The following is a 16631-nucleotide window of genomic DNA, read 5'->3' on the forward strand; positions in this document are numbered from 1 at the left end:
GCTGGCGCGGAACGGGTGAGCGGAGGGTGCGTCCGCACCAGGGCGCGGCTGCCGCGACGTGCTGCGGCAGCGCGGAGACCGGCGAGGGTCAGGCGGCCTGACCGTAGCGGCGGTCGGTCAGGGCGACCCCGGCGCGCTCGAGGTCGGCTTCCACCCGGAAGCGTTCGATGTCGCGGTCGATGCCGGACACCTCGGTGTCGAGCTCGTGCTCGATGTCGAGCATCGTGCAGATCTGCATCAGCACGCGGTCGTACGCGAGTCGGTTGCCGAGCTGGTGGGCGGCGGACCGGTGCTCGTCGGTGGCCACGGCCTGCCGGAGTCGCCGCAGGTCGTTGACCAGCCGCTCCAGGGGCGCACCCTGCTGCTGACGCAGCGCGCGGAGGTTGCGGCGGCGCTCGGCACCGTCAGCGGCCCGGTCCTTGAGCGCCTTGAGCTGGGTGTCCCAACGCCCGGCCAGGGCGTCGTAGGCGACCACGAAGCCGATCGGGACGAGCACGATGATCGACACGGCAATCATGCCGAGGACCACCTGGTACGCGTCCGCCATACCAGCACACTAGGTGGGCCTCAAGGCCTTCACAAGGGCGTGTCGCGGTCAACCCCCCCGACGGCGGGGCGGGGGTGGGGTCAGTAGACCGAGACGTGCACGTGGTCGTAGTGGTTCGCGGTCGAGGACCCGCGGTCCGACATGCCGCGCCAGCCCTCACCGGAACGCTGCACGGTCCAGATCTTCTGGGAGTAGATGACCTCGCTGACCCCGAGCCGCGAGGCGTTGGCCCGGACCCAGTTGGCCAACCGCCAGCCGGCCTTGGAGTCGGAGATCATCGCGTCGATGGCCTGCCCGCTGCCGTGGAAGTCGTTGCTCGAGCGCCGGCCGCCGAACGAGCTGACCTGCGGGAAGGCCGCGCACATGGCCCGGTAGGCCTTGACGCCGTTGCTCACCAGACCCGACTCGATGCCGCTGCTCTTGCCGCACGAGGCGTCGGAGATGCCCGCGGTCTCCTCGGCGGACGGCTTCTTCTTGCTCAGGTAGTCGTCGGTCACCCAGCGGGCCTTGCCGTCTACGACCACCTGGCGGTAACCCTTGCGGACCGTCTCGGTGACCTTGATCTTCTTCGCCTCGCCGATGATCTCGACGGACTTCGCCTTCTTGCTCGGCGTCGTCCGCAGCTTCACCGCGGAGGTGGTGTACCGCGAGCCGATCACGCTGTCGGCGAGCTCGGCCGCCTTGCGCGCGGCTTCCTTCTTCGCGGCGGCCTTGGCCGCCTTCTCGGCCGCCTTGGCCTCGTCGGCAGCGATCTCGATGGCGCGCTCGCGGGCGGACTCGACCATGGCGGCCTTCTCGTCCCCGGCCGACAACGACGGCCGGACCTCGCTGCGATTGCTCCGGGCGGCCTGCGCCGCCCGCGCGGCGGCGTTCGCGGGGGCCGGGGCGGAGGCGACCGCCGACGGGCGCACGTCGTCCAGCGGCACGGCCTGCAGGGAGGTGCTGGGCCAGGCGGTGACGGCGGCGGTGGTGATCAGCGCGCCGACAGCGAGGGCAGGAGCGGCCACCCGCCCCACGCGAACGGCGGTCGGTGCCGGCTTGGCCCGACGGGGTCGTACGCGCACGGGGATCCTCCGAGATCAATTCGTTACCAAAAGACGTGCAAGGGAAACACAGGTCACCGTGAGGACTCAAATCGAGAGATCTGTGTCACAGCAGTAGGTTGATGACCCCGGAGCCCTCGCCTTCACCTCCCTGGAGCGGACATGACTGAGTACGACGCCATCGTCATCGGAGCCGGTCAGGCCGGACCCGGTGTGGCCGCGGCCCTCGCGGGCGACGGACAGCGCACCCTGCTGGTCGAGATGGAGCAGGTGGGCGGCACCTGCCTGAACCACGGCTGCCGCCCGACCAAGGCGCTGCGGGCCAGTGCCGTGATCGCCCACCAGGCCCGCCGGGCGAGCGAGTACGGGGTGCACACCGGCGAGGTGACTGTCGACTTCCCGGCCGCCATCCAGCGGGTGCACACCATGATCGACGGCATGCGCCAGGGCCTGCGCGACTGGCTGGACGGGGTCGACGGCCTGGACCTGGTCAGCGGCACCGCCACCCTGGTCGGCGACCCGGCCGGCCGGGCCCACCAGGTCACGGTCGGCGGCCAGACCCACAGCACCGGCAAGGTCTACCTCGACGTCGGCGGACGCGCAGCCGTGCCCGGGATCGACGGGCTGGACGCGGTCGACCACCTCACCGAGGTCGAGCTGCTCCAGCTCACCGAGCTCCCCCGCCACCTCGTGGTGGTCGGCGGCGGGTACATCGGCCTGGAGTTCGGTCAGATGTTCCGCCGGTTCGGCGCCGAGGTGACCATCCTGGCCGGCAGCGGCATCGCCGGCCGCGAGGACCCCGACGTGGTCGACGCCCTGACCGAGGTCCTGACCGGGGAGGGGGTGTCGATCCGCAACACCCGCCCGCAGCGGGTCTCCCGGACCGACGACGGCCTCCGGGTCGAGCTCAGCGACGGGAGCGAGCCGGTGGTCGGCTCGCACCTGCTGGTGGCCACCGGGCGGCACTCCAACCTCGACCTGCTCGGAGCCGACCACGGGCTCGAGACCGACGAGCGCGGCTTCGTGACCATCGGACCGCGTTTCGAGACCTCCCTGCCCGGTGTCTGGGCGCTGGGTGACGTCAACGGCCACGGGGCGTTCACCCACACGGCCTACCAGGACAGCCAGATCCTGCTCAGCCCGCCGCGGACCGTGACGGACCGGGTGACGACGTACGCGATGTTCACCGACCCGCCGCTCGGTCGGGTCGGGATGGGTCTGACCGAGGCCCGGGCCTCGGGGCGGCGGGTGCTCAAGGCGGAGGTGCCGATGTCCTCGGTCAGCCGCGCGCAGCTGGAGGGCGAGACCGCCGGGCTGATGCGGGTGCTGGTGGACGGCGACACCGAGGAGATCCTGGGCGCGACCATCCTCGGGTTGCAGGCCGATGACGTGGTGCAGATCATCGGCCTGGCCATCCAGGCGGGGATCGGCTACCCGACGGTCCGGGACGCGCTGCCGATCCACCCGACGGTCGCGGAGTTCCTGCCCTCCATCCTGGGGTCCCTCACCCCGCTGGACTGAACGCTGCCGCTGGACTAAACGCCCCCCGCTGGACGTGACGGCCCGGGGCTGGACCGAAGGCCTGGGCGTCGACGGCCCGGCTAGTGTCGGCGGGTGCAGCGAACGGAGGGAACCGCCGGGCCCGATCTGGGCGACGGTCTGGGGTCCTACCTCCGGCTGCTGCGGCACGGGCCCGCCGGGCGGCCGTTCCTGGCCGCCTTCATCGCCCGGCTGCCCATCTCGATGGCCCCACTGGGCATCCTGCTGCTGATCGAGCACTCCCGTGGCGCGTACGCGATCGCGGGACTGGTCACCGGCGCGTACGCCCTCGGCTCGGCAGCCGGCACGCCCCTGTGGGGCCGGCTGATGGACCGCTTCGGACAGGTGCCGATCCTGCTCCCGACCTCGCTGGGCAGTGCCGGTCTGCTGGCCGCCCTGGCCCTGAGCACGGTCGCCGGGGCGCCCACCTGGGTGCTGCTGGTCTGCTCGACGGCCGCCGGCCTGACCTACCCGCCGATCAGCCCGGCGATCCGCTCGGCGTACCGGATCATCCTCCCCGACCCCGCCGCCCGCCGGGTCGCGTTCGCCCTGGACGCCACGTCGGTGGAGCTGCTCTTCGTGGGCGGTCCGCTGCTGCTGTCGGTGCTGCTGGCGCTGACCCCGCCGGTGGCGCCGCTGCTGGCCACGGCGGGATTCATGGCCGGTGGCGGTCTCGCCTACTGCCGGACCGATGCCGCGCGACGCTGGCGGCCCGGGGCACCCGAGCTCGGTCGGCCCCATCCCGAGCACGGCGGACGACGCTCCGCCGTCACCGCCCCCGGCGTGGCCGCCGTGCTCGCCGTCATGCTCGCGCTGAGCATCGGCTTCGGCCAGCTGGACACGTCGATGGCGGCCACCGCCGGCGAGCGGCTGGGCAGCACCGACAAGGTCGGCCTGCTGTTCGCCGCCATCGCCGGCGGGAGCACCGTCGGCGGGCTGGCCTTCGGGGCGCGGCACTGGCGTCTCGACGAACGGCGGGCGGTCGCGGTCCTGCTCGCGCTGTTCGCGGCGTTCCTGATCGCCATGGCCGCGCTGGTCTCGTTCCCGGCCTCACCGCTGTGGCTGCTGTTCCCGCTGCTCTTCCTGACCGGCTGCACCATCGCCCCCACGTTGATCATGCAGCAGTCGCTGCTGGACCACCTGGCCCCGGCGCACCGACTCAACGAGGCGCAGGCCCTGCTGTCCGCAGCCACCACCACCGGCGGCGCCGCGGGCACCGCGATCGCCGGCTTCCTCATCGACGGCTGGGGCCTGACCGCCTCCTTCGGTGGTGCGGCGGCGGGCGCCGCGCTGGCCGCCGGCATCGCACTGGCCAGCCAGACCCACTGGCGGGCGGCCGCCGAGCGCCTGGCCGCCACGCCGGCGAACACCGATGGCTGACGCGGCCTGTCGGCGCGGATTTCTCTCCCCGATCGGGCGGCACGGAAGGCCGCGACACGCCGGTCGGCGTCCCGGTCGGGGTCACTTCTCCGCACTCCGCCGCTCTGCCCGCGGGCTGCGCTGGTAGCTCGAGACGTACTGGTCGTCGCGGATCCAGAACCGCCAGGGCACGTCGGCCGCCCGGCTGACCCCGACCCGTGGCCCGGTCGCGACAGCGCCGACCGGGTACGCGCCCAGCACCAGCCGGGCCGGACCCGCCCCGAGCAGATCGGCACCGCTGTCGGCCAGGGTGAGCCCGAGCGCCTGACCCAACCGGCCGGGACCGCGGGCCAGATCCCGGTCGCGCACCCGCTCACCGCGCCGTCGGCGCGCCACCTCGAGCCCGTCCACCACCTCGCCGGACCGCAGCAGCGCACCCGACGCCATGCCCTCGGGACCGCAGACCACGTTGCCGCAGTGGTGCATGCCGTAGGTGAAGTAGACGTACAGGTGCCCGGGCGGACCGAACATCACGGCGTTGCGGGGGGTGCGGCCACGGAAGGCGTGCGAGGCCGGGTCCCGCTCGCCGGCGTACGCCTCCACCTCGGTGACCCGCACGGTGACCCCGGCGCGGCTGATCGTCGCACCCAGCAGGATGGGCGCGACCTCCTCGACGACGCCGGCCAGACGCTCCCGCGGTGCGGTCAGGGCCGCAGCACCTGGACGAGTCCCGCGGAGCCGTCCACCCGCACCGTGTCGCCGTCGGCGATCACCTCGGTCGCGCGGCCACAGCCCACTACCGCGGGGATGCCGAGCTCCCTGGCCACGATGGCGGCGTGGGACAACGGTGCCCCCACGTCGGTGACCACGGCCGCGGCCCGCGGGAACAGCGGGGTCCAGCCGACGTTGGTGACGTTGGTGACGAGCACGTCGCCGGGCTGCAACCGGGCGCCGTCGGCGGGGTCCAGGATGACGCGGGCGGTGCCCTCGACCAGCCCGGCCGAGCCGGGGAACCCCGAGACGGACGCGGCGACGCCCACCGGGTCGGCCCCCGCCGCGGCGTCGTGGGCGGTGACCGTCCGCGGGTCCACGCGGGCGCTCGGGTCCTTCGCCCAGGCGAAGGGGTCGAACCGGCCGCGGACCAGACCCGGCAGCGGGGGCAGGGCGGCGTACTCGGCGTGCACCCGGCGCCGGTGGGCGATCTCTCCGCGGTCCAGCACGTCGCCGCCGAGCGCCTCCAGGATCTCGGTCAGGTCGAGGAAGAAGATGTCGTCGCCCAGGCCCGTCAGCTCGCCCGCCCGCACGGCGAACGCCCGCAGCACCCAGAAGTAGCGGATGACCTCGCTCCGCGCCAGCTCGCGGTTGCGGGCGATCCGGCCCCACTGGTCGACCTGGCGGCGCAGCAGCCAGGCCTGCACCGGGAAGCGGTGGTTCAGCCGGATCCAGGCGAGCTCGCGGATCTGCGCCTGCTGGCGCTGCCGCGTCGCCAGCCCGGCGGCGATGTCGGGACTGCGCTCGGCGCGCTGCCGGGCCAACCACGTGGGGTCCTCCCCCGAGCGCGGCAACGAGATCTCGAACTCGTGCGGTCCCCGGTGGCCGTAGCGCTGGTTGAAGGTGGCCTCGTCGATGGCACCGGCGTCCAGCAGGTCCAGTCCCTCCAGCAGATCCAGGCTGGCGAGCCGACCGGCACCGCTGAGCCCGGCGGTGACCGCGTTCGCCCCGGCCGGTCCGACCATCTCGAGCAGCCGCTTGCGGGTGGTGACGAAGGAGGCGCCGCTGCTCCGCGTCGCCGCGGACAGCATCAGGCTGGCCTTGTGGAACTCGGGTTCGAGCGTGGCCGACCACAGCCCGGCCAGCTTCCGAGGGTCGTCGGTGCCGGCGATCTCCGTACGCCGACGGGCGCACAGCTCCGGGTGGGCGGCGAGATAGCTGTCGAGCCGGCGGACGTCGCGCCGGGCCTCGGACAGCACGTGCAGCGCCACCGGGACGACCGACGTGACCACCCTGGACCACCGGGCCGGCACCGGCGGGATCTCGACGTCGTCGGGCAGGTGCCCGAACACCTCCTCGGTCAGCGTCCGGAAGCTCCGCTCGTTGACGCCGACGATCCCGCTGAGCGCCTTCATCACGCTGACGTTGAGGTAGATGTGGCCGGCGATCCGGCCGTACCCGACGTACGGCGGGATGGAGGCGGTCGCCATCGCGTCGGACAGGAACACCTGCACCATCGACCAGCTCGCCGGGGTCATCACATCGGGGATCGCCTCGCCGACGTTGGTGTTGGTCCACAGGAAGTCGCCCCGGTAGCTGTCGTTCCAGGGGTCACCCCGGCGCCCGGTCGTCACGGGGCGGGCCTGCAGGATGAACAGCTCGTCCTCGACCCGACACCACTCGATGTCCATCGGCTGCTGGAAGAGCGCCTCGATCCGGCGACCGAGCCGGGCGAGGCGGACGGCCTGGGTCTTGGGCAGGCTGGACCGGTGCCGCAGCTTCTCCGGCACCGGCGCCAGCGCGGTGCCACCGGCCGTGCGCACCGTCATCACCGTCTTGGCCGCGGTCCGCTGCTTGGTCACCCGCCCGGAGCGCCGGTCGACGACCACCGTGTCCGGGGTGACGTCCCCGCCCACCACCGCTTCCCCGAGTCCCCACGCCGCGTTGATGGTGAGGGCACTGTCCAGTCCGGTGACCGGGTCGACGGTGAACATGACGCCCGACGCCTGTGCGTTGATCATCCGCTGCACCACGACGGCGACGGAGACGTCGGCGGTCACACCCTGCCGGGCGCGGTAGGCCAGGGCTCGCGGTGACCAGGCGGAGGCCCAGCAGCCCCGGACGGCGTCGACCAGGGCGCCGATGTCGCCGATGTCGAGGAAGCTCTCCTGCTGACCGGCGAACGAGCCGCTGGGCAGGTCCTCCGCCGTCGCCGACGAGCGCACCGCGACCCGCCCGAAGCCCAGCCCCGCATAGCCTTCCCGGAGCTGGTTGACCACGCTGGAAGGCACGTCGCCGGCCTCGAAGCCGGTGGTGATGATGCTCGACACCCGCTCCAGCGCCGCCGCGTCCTGCGGGTCGAGGCGCCGGGTCAGCTGGCCGATCACCGGACCGAGACCGTTGCCGGCCACGAAGGCGGCGTACGCGTCGGTGGTCAGGCAGAACCCGTCCGGCACGGGGAAGCCGGCTTCGGTGAGGCGTACCAGCGAGGCGCCCTTGCCGCCCAGCAGAGCCACCTCGCCGCCCGGCTCACGGAGCGGGTGGATGTAGCTGGTGTGCACGGTCACGGTCACGGGTCGAGCTCCTCCTCCACGGCGGATGGACTCACCCTAGGGCCGGCGGTCTGGCCGGCGGATCCGGCTCCGACCGGCAGCCGACCGCTAAGAGGTCGTGAGGAACGCGACGACGATGAACACGATGAAGATCACCGCGAAAGCCAGCACCGCGACCAGGGACGCCACGGCGCAGCCCGACGTCCGGGCCGGGGCCAGGACCACCGGCGAGCCAGTGGTCAGGTTGGTCACCGACTCGAGCTGGACCAACCCGGTCGGCGGCAGCGGTGTCGGCGCCTGGATCAGGTCACCGTCGGCCACCATCCCCTGCAGCCGCCGGCCACGCATCTCCACCTGCAGCGCGGGCAGGGTCCCCCCGCCGGGAGCCAGCCGGTGGACCCGGTAGGTCACGATCACCTGCGCGACCGAGTTCTCGCCACCGCCCTCGTTGCGGACGTTGACCGCGTACGCGATCCCCAACCGGGGGTCGGTGGCGGTGGCCAGCTCGGCGGCCGACGGCTCCCGGCCGGAGGGCCCGTACGGTTCGGGCAGCAGAGGTCCACTCATGGCGGCATTCTCGCCCGTGACGAGCTCACGCTCCGGACCCGGCCGGACGTCACAGATCCCCCACAGCCTCCGCGGGTGCCGGGCACAGGGCGTCGCCGCACGCTGAGGCCATGGTCTCCACCCTGCCCGCTCCCGCCCCGGTCACCCCGACCCCGGACGGCGTCGCCCCGGCCACCTCCGGGCGGCCACGACGCTGGCCGGTCGTCGGTGTGGTCGTGCTGCTGGCGGCCACCGCCGCGCTGTACCTGACCGACCTGACCAGCAGCGGCGACGCCAACTCCTTCTACGCCGCCGCGGTGAAGTCCGGCACCGAGTCCGTCACCGCGTGGATCTTCGGCTCCCTGGACGCCGCCAACGCGATCACCGTGGACAAGCCGCCGGGCGCGTTGTGGCTGATGGTGCTGTCGGCCCGGTTGTTCGGGTACTCCTCCTTCTCCATGCTGCTGCCGCAGGCACTGCTCGGGGTCGGCACCGTGGCGTTGACCTGGGCGACCGCACGCCGGTGGGCCGGCGACGCCGCGGGCCTGGTCGCCGGGGCCGTGGTGATGCTGACGCCGGTGGCCGCGCTGATGTTCCGCTTCAACAACCCCGATGCGCTGCTGGTCTTCGTGATGACGCTCAGCGCGTACGCCGTCGTGCGGGCCGTGGACGCGGGCCGCGGCCTGGCGGCCCGGTCCGCCCACTCGGCAGCGGCCTGGATGGTGGTGGCCGGCGCCGCGATCGGCTTCGGCTTCCTGACCAAGATGGGCGAGGCCTTCCTGGTGCTGCCCGCACTCGGGCTGGTGTACCTGGTGGCGTCGCCGGTCCGGCTGCGGACCCGCCTGCTCCACCTGGCCGCCGCCTTCGTCTCCCTGGTCATCTCGGCGGGCTGGTTCGTCGCCCTGGTCGCGCTCTGGCCGGCGGCCGCCCGTCCCTACATCGGCGGCTCGGAGAACAACTCGCTGTGGGAGCTGGCGCTGGGCTACAACGGCCTGGGTCGGCTGCTGGGCGGCTCGGGTGCGGGCGGCGGAGCCCCGGGTGGCGCCGGCCTCGCCGGTGGGGGCATGGGCCGCGCCAACACCGGCTTCGGCGGCGGGGCCGGTGTGCTGCGGATGGTCAACACGGCGTTCGGCGGCGAGATCTCCTGGTTCCTGCCGGCCGCGCTGCTGGGACTGGTCGCCCTGCTGGTGATCACCTGGCGGGCCCCGAGGGGTGACACGCTGCGCGCCTCGGCGATCCTCTGGGGCGGTTGGCTGGTCGTCTCAGCCGGCGTCTTCTCCTTCATGGACGGGACGATCCACCCCTACTACGCCGTCGTCCTCGCCCCCGCCCTCGGTGGTCTGGTCGGCAGCGCGGGGGTCGCGCTGTGGCGTCGACGCCGCTCCCTGCCGGCGCGGCTGACGCTGGCCGTCATGATCGCCATCACGGCCGGCTGGGGCACCTACCTGATGGGCCGGGACGCCGACGGCTGGCTCGGCTGGGGGCGCTGGCTGATGCTGGGGGCGGGTGTGCTGGGTGCACTGCTGCTGGCCCTGTCGACGGCCCGGCTGCGGACGCTCGCGGTCGCCGGGCTGCTGGTCGGCGCCCTCGGCGCCTCGGGGGGTGCGGCCGCCTGGACGCTCGCCACCGCCGCCACCGGTCACACCGGGTCGATCCCGACCTCCGGCCCGGTCGTGGCCGGAGCGGACCAGGTCTCCCCCGGCGGTCCGGGCCGGCGACCCACCGACGGCGCGGCGAACCCGGCCGGAGCCGGCGCCCCGACGGGTGGCGCCCCGGCGGGCGGTCGGGCCGTCGGGCAGAGCACCACCAGCACCCAGCTGGTCGACCTGCTGAACGCCACCGACACCCGCTGGTCGGCAGCGGTGATCGGCAGCCAGAGCGCCGCGGGCTACATCCTCGCCACCGACACCGCCGTGATGGCGATCGGCGGCTGGGGCGGCAGCGACGACGCCCCCACGCTGGCGCAGTTCCAGGCGTACGTGGAGGCCGGGGACCTCAGCTACCTCATCGCCTCCGACGGAGGACGTGGCGGGGGCGGCCGGGGCGGCGGCAGCGACTCGGCGGCTACGCAGATCACCACCTGGGTCGAAGCCACCTACCCCGCGACCACCGTGGGCGGGGCCACGGTCTACGACCTGACGTCGTCGTGATCCCACCCGGTCCGGTTCGTGTCGCCCCCGGGTCCGGTTCCGGTAGGGCCGCCGGCGCTGCTCAGACCCGGTGGGCGTGGCGAGCGCCGGCTCGGGCCAGCAGGTAGGCGCGTCGCCGGTAGGGGTCCGGGTCGGGACGAGGACCCCGCAACGCCTCGGCGGCGCGTGCGGGGGCGTGGTGGTCGAAGGCCGACTCGACCACGCCCTCGCCCCGGGTCAGCCCGGGGAGCTGCTGGGTCAGCGCGTGCAGGGTCCGCGCGGGGACCAGCGCCTCCAGCTCGACCAGGTCGCCGGCCCGGGTCGGGGCGGTCGGCACCCCGTCGGCGGCCACGACCGCCGAGAGCACCGTCGGCACCGTGTCCTCCGGGATCTCCAGCCGGACCCGCTGGATCGGTTCGCAGACCACCGTCCCGGCTGCCGTCAGCGCCTCGGCCAGCACGAGCGGTGTGAGGTGCCGGAAGTCGCCGGCCGTGCTGGACATGGACTTGTCGAAGGTCGCGTGGGCGTGACTCTGCCGCGGCGCGTAGCCCGTCGCGACCAGCGTCACCACGCAATCGGGGACGGGCCAGCCACTCGGCCCGTGGGCCAGCGCCTCCGGCACCGTCTCGGCCACCGCCCGGAAGAAGGCGGGCGGCATGGTGCCCAGCCGGTCGCCGGCCACCCGGTAGCTGGTGCCGGAGCCGGGCGGCGCCGGCTCCACCCGCAGACCGACGCCGGCGAGGAACGGGTTGGCGTCGTCGTGGAGGATCTCCACGGCCTCGCCGACCCCGCGAACGCGCTCGACGCAGACCACCGTGGTCGGAGCGAAGCCGACCCGAAGTCCGTAAGCGCTGGCCAGGGTCGCCTCGATCACCTCTTTCTGGACCTCACCGAAGAGGGACACCCGCAGCTCCTCGCCCTGCCGACGCACCCCGATCAGCGGGTCCTCGGCGGCGAGCTCGGTCAGCGCCGCGAACAGCGCGCCTGCCTCTCCCGCCGGCTCGGCGGTGATCACGGTCTCCAGACTGGGTCGGTCGAACGTCCACCGGCGCCGCTGGTCCGGCACCCCGATCGGGTCGCCGATGCGCAGCTCGGACGGCCCGCGGACCCGTCCGATCTGGCCCGCCTCCAGGCTCTCGGCCGGCCTGGGCGGGCCGCCGTCGTACACCTCGATGCCGGTGATCTTGCCGCCGCGCCGACCGGCCGGCGTCCTCAGCCGCTCCCGCAGGTGCAGTCGGCCACTCGTCAGGCGGAGGTGGCTGATCTTGGTGCCACCCTCGGTGGTGATCTTGAACACCGTGCCGGAGAGCGGTCCGTCCGACCGGTCCGTCGTGAGGGGGAGCAGCTCGGGCAGGACCCGCACCAGCTCGGGGACCCCGGTCCCGGTGACGGCCGAGCCGAACACCACCGGCACCACGGCGCCGGACCGGGCCGCCCGTCGCAGACTCGTGCGCAGGTCTTCGGCCGCCACGCTGGTCGGGTCGTCGACGTAACCGCGCAACAGCTCAGGATCGTTGTCCGCCAGGGCATCCAGCCACCCGTACGGGTCGGCCGGCGCGACCGAAGCCGAGGGCTCGCCCAGCTCCCGGACCTGCTGCAGGACCACCAGCGGGGCGACCAGCCGACGGCGGAGCTGGTCGACCACCTCCTCGGGGTCGCGCCGGGAGATGTCGATCTTGTTGACGAAGATGATCACCGGCAGTCCCAGCCGGCGGAGCGCGCGGAACAGGACCCGGGTCTGGGCCTGCACCCCGGCAGTTGCCGAGACCACCAGGACGGCCCCGTCCAGCACGGCCAGCGAGCGCTCCACCTCCGCGATGAAGTCGGGGTGGCCGGGGGTGTCGATCAGGTTGACCACGAGGTCGTGCAGCCTGAACGACGCGACGGCGGCGCGGATGGTGATCCCGCGGGCGCGCTCGAGGGCCAGCCCGTCGGTTTGGGTCGTGCCGTCGTCGACCCGACCGGGTCGGTCGATGACCCCGGTGTGGAAGAGAAGCTGTTCGGTGAGTGAGGTCTTACCGGCGTCGACGTGCGCGACGACGCCGAGGTTCAGGGTGGGCAACGGGCGTCATGTCCTCGAGATCGATGGTGGTCGGTCGGGTCATGCGCGCTGCTCGCACTCGGGTTTCCTCTCTGGGCGGGTGGTCGGTCGATCAGGGCGAGTGAATCACCGCGGGCCCACGCCGGACAAGGCGTTTTCTCGGACCGGGTCCCGTGGTCAGGCGTGTCCGTCTCGGGCCCAGCGGTTCGGTACGGCCGGCTCGGGGCGCACGGCGGGCTAGGGGCGCTCGGGGCGCACGGGCTCGGGGCGCACGGCGGGGGCCACACCGATCACCCGCCGACGGGTGATCCGGTTGACCAGGGTGGAGAGCAGGTAGTAGTAGCCGTACGAGACGACGAGGGTGTGCACGAAACCGAGCCGGAACCGCCGCGCCGAGGTGCTCACCTCGTTACCTGCGTCCCAGAGCACCGGTCCCCGCGCGCGGAGACGACGGAGCAGGTCGACCTCGTCCCCGCCCTGGGTCAGCCGGGTGTCGTAGCCGGGGAACCCCTGTCGGCGGAAGGCGACGTTGGTGGCCGTCAGGTAGGAGGGCCGGCCGGTCAGTCGCGCCACCACCGCGACCAGGGCGAACCCGACGCGGGGGAAGACCCGTCCCCACCACGGCGGGTCGGCGTAGGAACAGGGTCCGGCCACGGCCACGGCGTCCGGGCGGTTCTGCAGCCGGGCGTCGATCCGCCGCAGCCAGTCGGCCGGGTGGGTGGTGTCGGCGTCGGTGGAGACCACGAACTCGCCGCGGGCCGCCTCCACCCCGGCCTGACGGGCGTCGCAGACCCCGCGCCGCGGCTCGGAGACGACGCGCGCGCCGTACGCGCGGGCGATCTCCGCCGTCGCGTCGTCGCTGCCGTTGTCCACCACGATGATCTCGAAGGAGTCGCCGTCCAGCTCCTGCCGGCGCAGCGAGGTGAGGGCCGCGGGCAGGGTCGCGGCCTCGTTGTAGGCCGGCACCACCACCGAGAACCTCATCGCCGGGCCAGCTCGCGATCGGCGGCGGGGCGGGCGGTCGACAGCGGCTTCCGGGGCACCGCCAGCAGCACGACCGCCCCGACCACGGCCACCAGAGCCAGCGCCGCGAAGACCGGTCCGAAGACCGCCGCGGCCGGGGTGTCGTCGGCCAGCCCGGTGGTGATCATCCCGCCAGCGTAGGCAGAGCCGAGCACCACACCCACCTCACGGGTGAAGCCGTTCATCGCCGTGGCCGCGCCCACCCGGCTGCTCTCCACCGCGTTCTGCACCATCACCACCAGCACCTCCCAGGCGCCGCCGATGCCCACACCGAGGACCGCCAGCGCCACCCCGACCAGGGGCAGGGCGGGGGTGGGGCCGAGCGCGGCCAGCAGGGCCAGGGCGGCGGCGGCGGCCACGGCACCGATGATCGGGAGCGGCCGGTGGACCCCGGTGCGACCGACCACCTGGGCCGAGACCAGGGTGCCGATGGCCAGCCCGCCGACGAGGGTGAGCATCCACAGTCCCGCGGTCACCGGACTGAGTCCGAGACCGAGCTGCAGATAGGTGGGCAGGTAGCCGACGGCGCCGAACAGGGCGGCGCCGAGCACCAGACCGGCCACGGCGACGAGGGCGAAGATCCGGACCCGGAACAGCCCCAGCGGCACCAGGTCCCGAGCCCGCCAGCGCCGCGCCACGGCGTCGGCCGGGCGCTTGGGCAGCAGCCAGCAGCCGGCCAGCAGGGCGAGACCGCCCACGGGGAGGTTGATCCAGAACGTCCAGCGCCAGCCCGGTCCCCCGGCGAGCCAGCCACCCAGCAGCGGTCCAGCGACGGCCGCGGCGGCGAAGACGGCCCCGACGGCGCTCATCACCGGCGCCCGGTCGCGCACCGGGAGCACGTCGGCGACCGCCGCCTGCACCAGCACCAGCATCCCGCCCGCCCCCAGCCCCTGGATCACCCGGGCGGTGATCAGCACCCCCATCCCCGACGCGAGCGCTCCCACCACCGACCCGACCATGAGCAGCCCGAGGGCGGCCAGGATCACCGGCCGTCGACCCCACCGGTCGCCGAGCGCCCCGTACAGCGGCAGGACGCCGGTGGCCGCCAGCAGGTAGGCGGTGTTGACCCACATCAGGTCCCCGACCCCGTCGAGCTCGTCGACGATCGTCGGGAGAGCGGCCGCCACCATCGACTGGTCGAGCTCGGAGAGCAGCAGCCCGGCCATCAGGGCGGCCAGCAACGGGTACAGCCTCGGCTCGGGCAGCAGCCGTCGCCGCGAGCCGCTCGCGCCCCGCGACCGGCGCTCAGGCATAGGCGTCCACGCCCAGCAGCCGGTCGACGGTGGTGAAGCCGTAGCCACGCCGACGGAGGCGGTCGATGATCGGTCCGACGGCCGCGGCGGTCTGACCACGGAAGCCACCGCGGGACTCGCGGCCGTCGTGCACGATGATCATCGCGCCGGGGGCGGCGGCCCGCTCGGCTCCGGCCACCAGCCGCCGGGGCTCCGGCTGGAACACCTCCAGCGGGTGGACGAAGGTGCCGGACACCACCTGCGAGCCGGTGCCGGCGATGCCCCGCAGCACCCAGGGCCAGTGACACAGCCAGGGCGGACGGTAGAGCCGCGGGGTCACCCCGGCGATCTCGGCGAGAGCCAGCCGACCCAGCGTCACCTCGGCCCGCTGGTCGGCGTCCCGCAGATAGCTGCCGAGCTCGTGGGTGAGGCTGTGGTTCCCGAGCACGTGACCCTCGTCGACCACCCGCTGGGTGGTCTCCGGGTGCCGCTGCGCGCAGCGACCGACCTGGAAGAAGGTGCCGGGCACCCCCCGCTCGGCCAGCGTGTCGAGGATCATCGAGGTCCACGGTTCGTTGGGGCCGTCGTCGAAGGTCAGGGCGACCACCCGTTCGGCGTCCGCGCCCGCGTACGGGAAGTCGCCGAACAGCTGGGACCGGGAGCCGAAGCTCAGCCGCAGCCCGGCGACGACCGCCGCCGAGGCGGCCAGCGTGCCCGCGACGGGCAGGGAGACGCGCATACCGGTGGTTCAGCGATCCAGGACGCTGCGGATGCGGCCCACGGCCTCGGTCAGCACCTGCGGAGCTGTGGCGAAGTTGAGCCGGACGTGCCCCTCCCCGCCCGGTCCGAAGGTCGGCCCGCTGTTCAGGGCCACCTTGCCACGGGTCAGGAACACCTCCGCCGGGTCGCCGTCCAGGTCGAGACCCCGGCAGTCCAGCCAGGCCAGGTACGTCGCCTCGGGCGGCTGCCAGCGAACGCCCGGCAGCTGCGCGGCCAGCAGCGCACCGAGCTGTCGACGGTTCTGGTCGAGACCGGCGAGGTGCGCGGCCAGCCAGTCCCGGCCCTCGGTCAACGCCACGGCGTGGGCCAGCACCCCGATCGAGCTGGCGCTGTGGTCGAGCGTGGCGGGCAGTCCCCCGGTCAGCTCGTCCACCGCACCGGCCCCCGGGACGATCAGCGCCGCCTTGAGACCGGGCAGGTTGAACGCCTTGGAGGCGGAGTGCACCGCGTACGCCCGCTCGGCGCCGGCGACGGTCAGGAAGGGCGTGAAGGTGGCCCCCGGGTGGACCAGCGGGGCGTGGATCTCGTCCACCACCACACGTGCCCCGTGCTCGGCGGCGAGGCCGGCCAGCTGCTCGAGCTCGGCGTGCCGGTGGGCGACGCCGGTCGGGTTGCAGGGATTGCACAGCGCGAGGGTGGGCGTCCGGTTCTCGGCCCGGACAGCGGCGAAGGCGACGGCCAGGGCGTCGAGGTCCAGGCGCCCCGCCCCGGTCAGGCCGACGAGACGCACCGGCAGCCCCGTGATGGCGGGCAGGTCGAGGAAGGGCGGGTAGACCGGCGTGGTGAGGACGAGCACGCCGTCGGGTGGGGTGACCAGCCGCACCAGGTGAGCCATCCCGGTCATCACGTCGGCGGTGTGCCGCACGGTGTCGGCGTCCAGCGACCAGTCCCAGCTGTCGGCGGCGTACCCCGCCAGCGCATCCGGGTAGGCCCGACCCCACGGGTAGCCGACCGCTCCGGACCGGGCCGCCGCGATGACGGCGTCGCGGACGGGCTCCGCCAGGTCCGTGTCCATCTCCGCGACCCACAACGGCAGCACGTCGGCCGGGTAGGCCTGCCACTTCAAGGTCCGCCGCCCGACCAGGTCGCCCAGCGAGTAACGCTCGAACGGGTTCTCCACGTGCCCAGT

General features: G+C 73.7%; 13 protein-coding genes. 3 read left to right on the forward strand and 10 right to left on the reverse strand.

What is annotated here, in order from left to right:
• Positions 1-88 precede the first annotated feature (88 nt).
• Positions 89-547 carry a hypothetical protein gene (locus tag ABD714_RS08065; protein WP_344811801.1) on the reverse strand — a complete coding sequence of 153 codons (459 nt, stop codon included), beginning with the start codon at positions 545-547 and terminating at the stop codon, positions 89-91.
• Between the two features lie 80 nt (positions 548-627).
• Positions 628-1611, reverse strand: coding sequence for a VldE C-terminal domain-containing protein (locus tag ABD714_RS08070; RefSeq protein ID WP_344811802.1), 984 nt, complete (start codon positions 1609-1611; stop codon positions 628-630).
• A gap of 141 nt (positions 1612-1752) precedes the next feature.
• On the opposite strand from ABD714_RS08070, the gene ABD714_RS08075 reads away from it, so the two are divergent.
• Both ABD714_RS08075 and ABD714_RS08080 read left to right on the forward strand, forming a co-directional pair.
• Positions 1753-3111 (forward strand): mercuric reductase, encoded by a 1359-nt coding sequence (locus tag ABD714_RS08075; protein ID WP_344811803.1) that lies wholly within the window; start codon positions 1753-1755, stop codon positions 3109-3111.
• 93 nt (positions 3112-3204) lie between these two features.
• Entirely contained in the window at positions 3205-4509 is a 1305-nt protein-coding gene (locus ABD714_RS08080; RefSeq protein ID WP_344811804.1) for an MFS transporter, read from the forward strand.
• A gap of 81 nt (positions 4510-4590) precedes the next feature.
• Here ABD714_RS08080 and ABD714_RS08085 read toward each other — a convergent pair whose 3' ends face one another.
• The 3 genes from ABD714_RS08085 to ABD714_RS08095 all read right to left on the reverse strand — a co-directional run bounded on the left by ABD714_RS08085 (position 4591) and on the right by ABD714_RS08095 (position 8318).
• Entirely contained in the window at positions 4591-5196 is a 606-nt protein-coding gene (locus ABD714_RS08085; RefSeq protein WP_344812251.1) for a DNA-3-methyladenine glycosylase, read from the reverse strand.
• A complete protein-coding gene (locus tag ABD714_RS08090; RefSeq protein ID WP_344811805.1) occupies positions 5193-7772 on the reverse strand; it encodes a PEP/pyruvate-binding domain-containing protein in 2580 nt (859 codons plus the stop codon). Before ABD714_RS08090 ends, ABD714_RS08085 begins: the two co-directional genes overlap by 4 nt.
• 87 nt (positions 7773-7859) lie before the next feature.
• Complete coding sequence (locus tag ABD714_RS08095) at positions 7860-8318, reverse strand: hypothetical protein (protein WP_344811806.1); 459 nt, start codon at positions 8316-8318, stop codon at positions 7860-7862.
• A gap of 110 nt (positions 8319-8428) precedes the next feature.
• Here ABD714_RS08095 and ABD714_RS08100 point away from each other — a divergent pair, with 110 nt between their 5' ends.
• Positions 8429-10447, forward strand: coding sequence for an ArnT family glycosyltransferase (locus ABD714_RS08100; RefSeq protein ID WP_344811807.1), 2019 nt, complete (start codon positions 8429-8431; stop codon positions 10445-10447).
• Positions 10448-10508: 61 nt separating this feature from the next.
• Here the strand turns inward: ABD714_RS08100 and ABD714_RS08105 are convergent, their stop codons facing one another.
• The 5 genes from ABD714_RS08105 to ABD714_RS08125 all read right to left on the reverse strand — a co-directional run bounded on the left by ABD714_RS08105 (position 10509) and on the right by ABD714_RS08125 (position 16622).
• Positions 10509-12488 (reverse strand): GTP-binding protein, encoded by a 1980-nt coding sequence (locus tag ABD714_RS08105; RefSeq protein WP_344811808.1) that lies wholly within the window; start codon positions 12486-12488, stop codon positions 10509-10511.
• A gap of 216 nt (positions 12489-12704) precedes the next feature.
• Entirely contained in the window at positions 12705-13451 is a 747-nt protein-coding gene (locus tag ABD714_RS08110) for a glycosyltransferase family 2 protein (RefSeq protein ID WP_344811809.1), read from the reverse strand.
• Entirely contained in the window at positions 13448-14743 is a 1296-nt protein-coding gene (locus ABD714_RS08115) for an MFS transporter (protein ID WP_344811810.1), read from the reverse strand. The genes ABD714_RS08110 and ABD714_RS08115 overlap by 4 nt, the downstream gene beginning before the upstream one ends.
• A complete protein-coding gene (locus ABD714_RS08120; protein WP_344811811.1) occupies positions 14736-15461 on the reverse strand; it encodes a polysaccharide deacetylase family protein in 726 nt (241 codons plus the stop codon). Before ABD714_RS08120 ends, ABD714_RS08115 begins: the two co-directional genes overlap by 8 nt.
• A 9-nt stretch (positions 15462-15470) precedes the next feature.
• On the reverse strand, positions 15471-16622 hold the full coding sequence (locus ABD714_RS08125) for a MalY/PatB family protein (RefSeq protein ID WP_344811812.1): 1152 nt from the start codon (positions 16620-16622) through the stop codon (positions 15471-15473).
• Positions 16623-16631 lie beyond the last annotated feature (9 nt).

Origin of the sequence: Microlunatus aurantiacus, assembly GCF_039536605.1 — a bacterium.
Classification (GTDB): Bacteria; Actinomycetota; Actinomycetes; order Propionibacteriales; family Propionibacteriaceae; genus Microlunatus; species Microlunatus aurantiacus.

What these genes read in the sequence shown, in the direction of transcription:
- ABD714_RS08075 (WP_344811803.1), top strand. Translation starts at nt 1,753, where the DNA reads ATGACTGAGTACGACGCCATCGTCATCGGAGCCGGTCAGGCCGGACCC.
- ABD714_RS08065 (WP_344811801.1), bottom strand. Translation starts at nt 547, where the DNA reads ATGGCGGACGCGTACCAGGTGGTCCTCGGCATGATTGCCGTGTCGATC.
- ABD714_RS08095 (WP_344811806.1), bottom strand. Translation starts at nt 8,318, where the DNA reads ATGAGTGGACCTCTGCTGCCCGAACCGTACGGGCCCTCCGGCCGGGAG.
- ABD714_RS08100 (WP_344811807.1), top strand. Translation starts at nt 8,429, where the DNA reads ATGGTCTCCACCCTGCCCGCTCCCGCCCCGGTCACCCCGACCCCGGAC.
- ABD714_RS08115 (WP_344811810.1), bottom strand. Translation starts at nt 14,743, where the DNA reads ATGCCTGAGCGCCGGTCGCGGGGCGCGAGCGGCTCGCGGCGACGGCTG.
- ABD714_RS08120 (WP_344811811.1), bottom strand. Translation starts at nt 15,461, where the DNA reads ATGCGCGTCTCCCTGCCCGTCGCGGGCACGCTGGCCGCCTCGGCGGCG.
- ABD714_RS08110 (WP_344811809.1), bottom strand. Translation starts at nt 13,451, where the DNA reads ATGAGGTTCTCGGTGGTGGTGCCGGCCTACAACGAGGCCGCGACCCTG.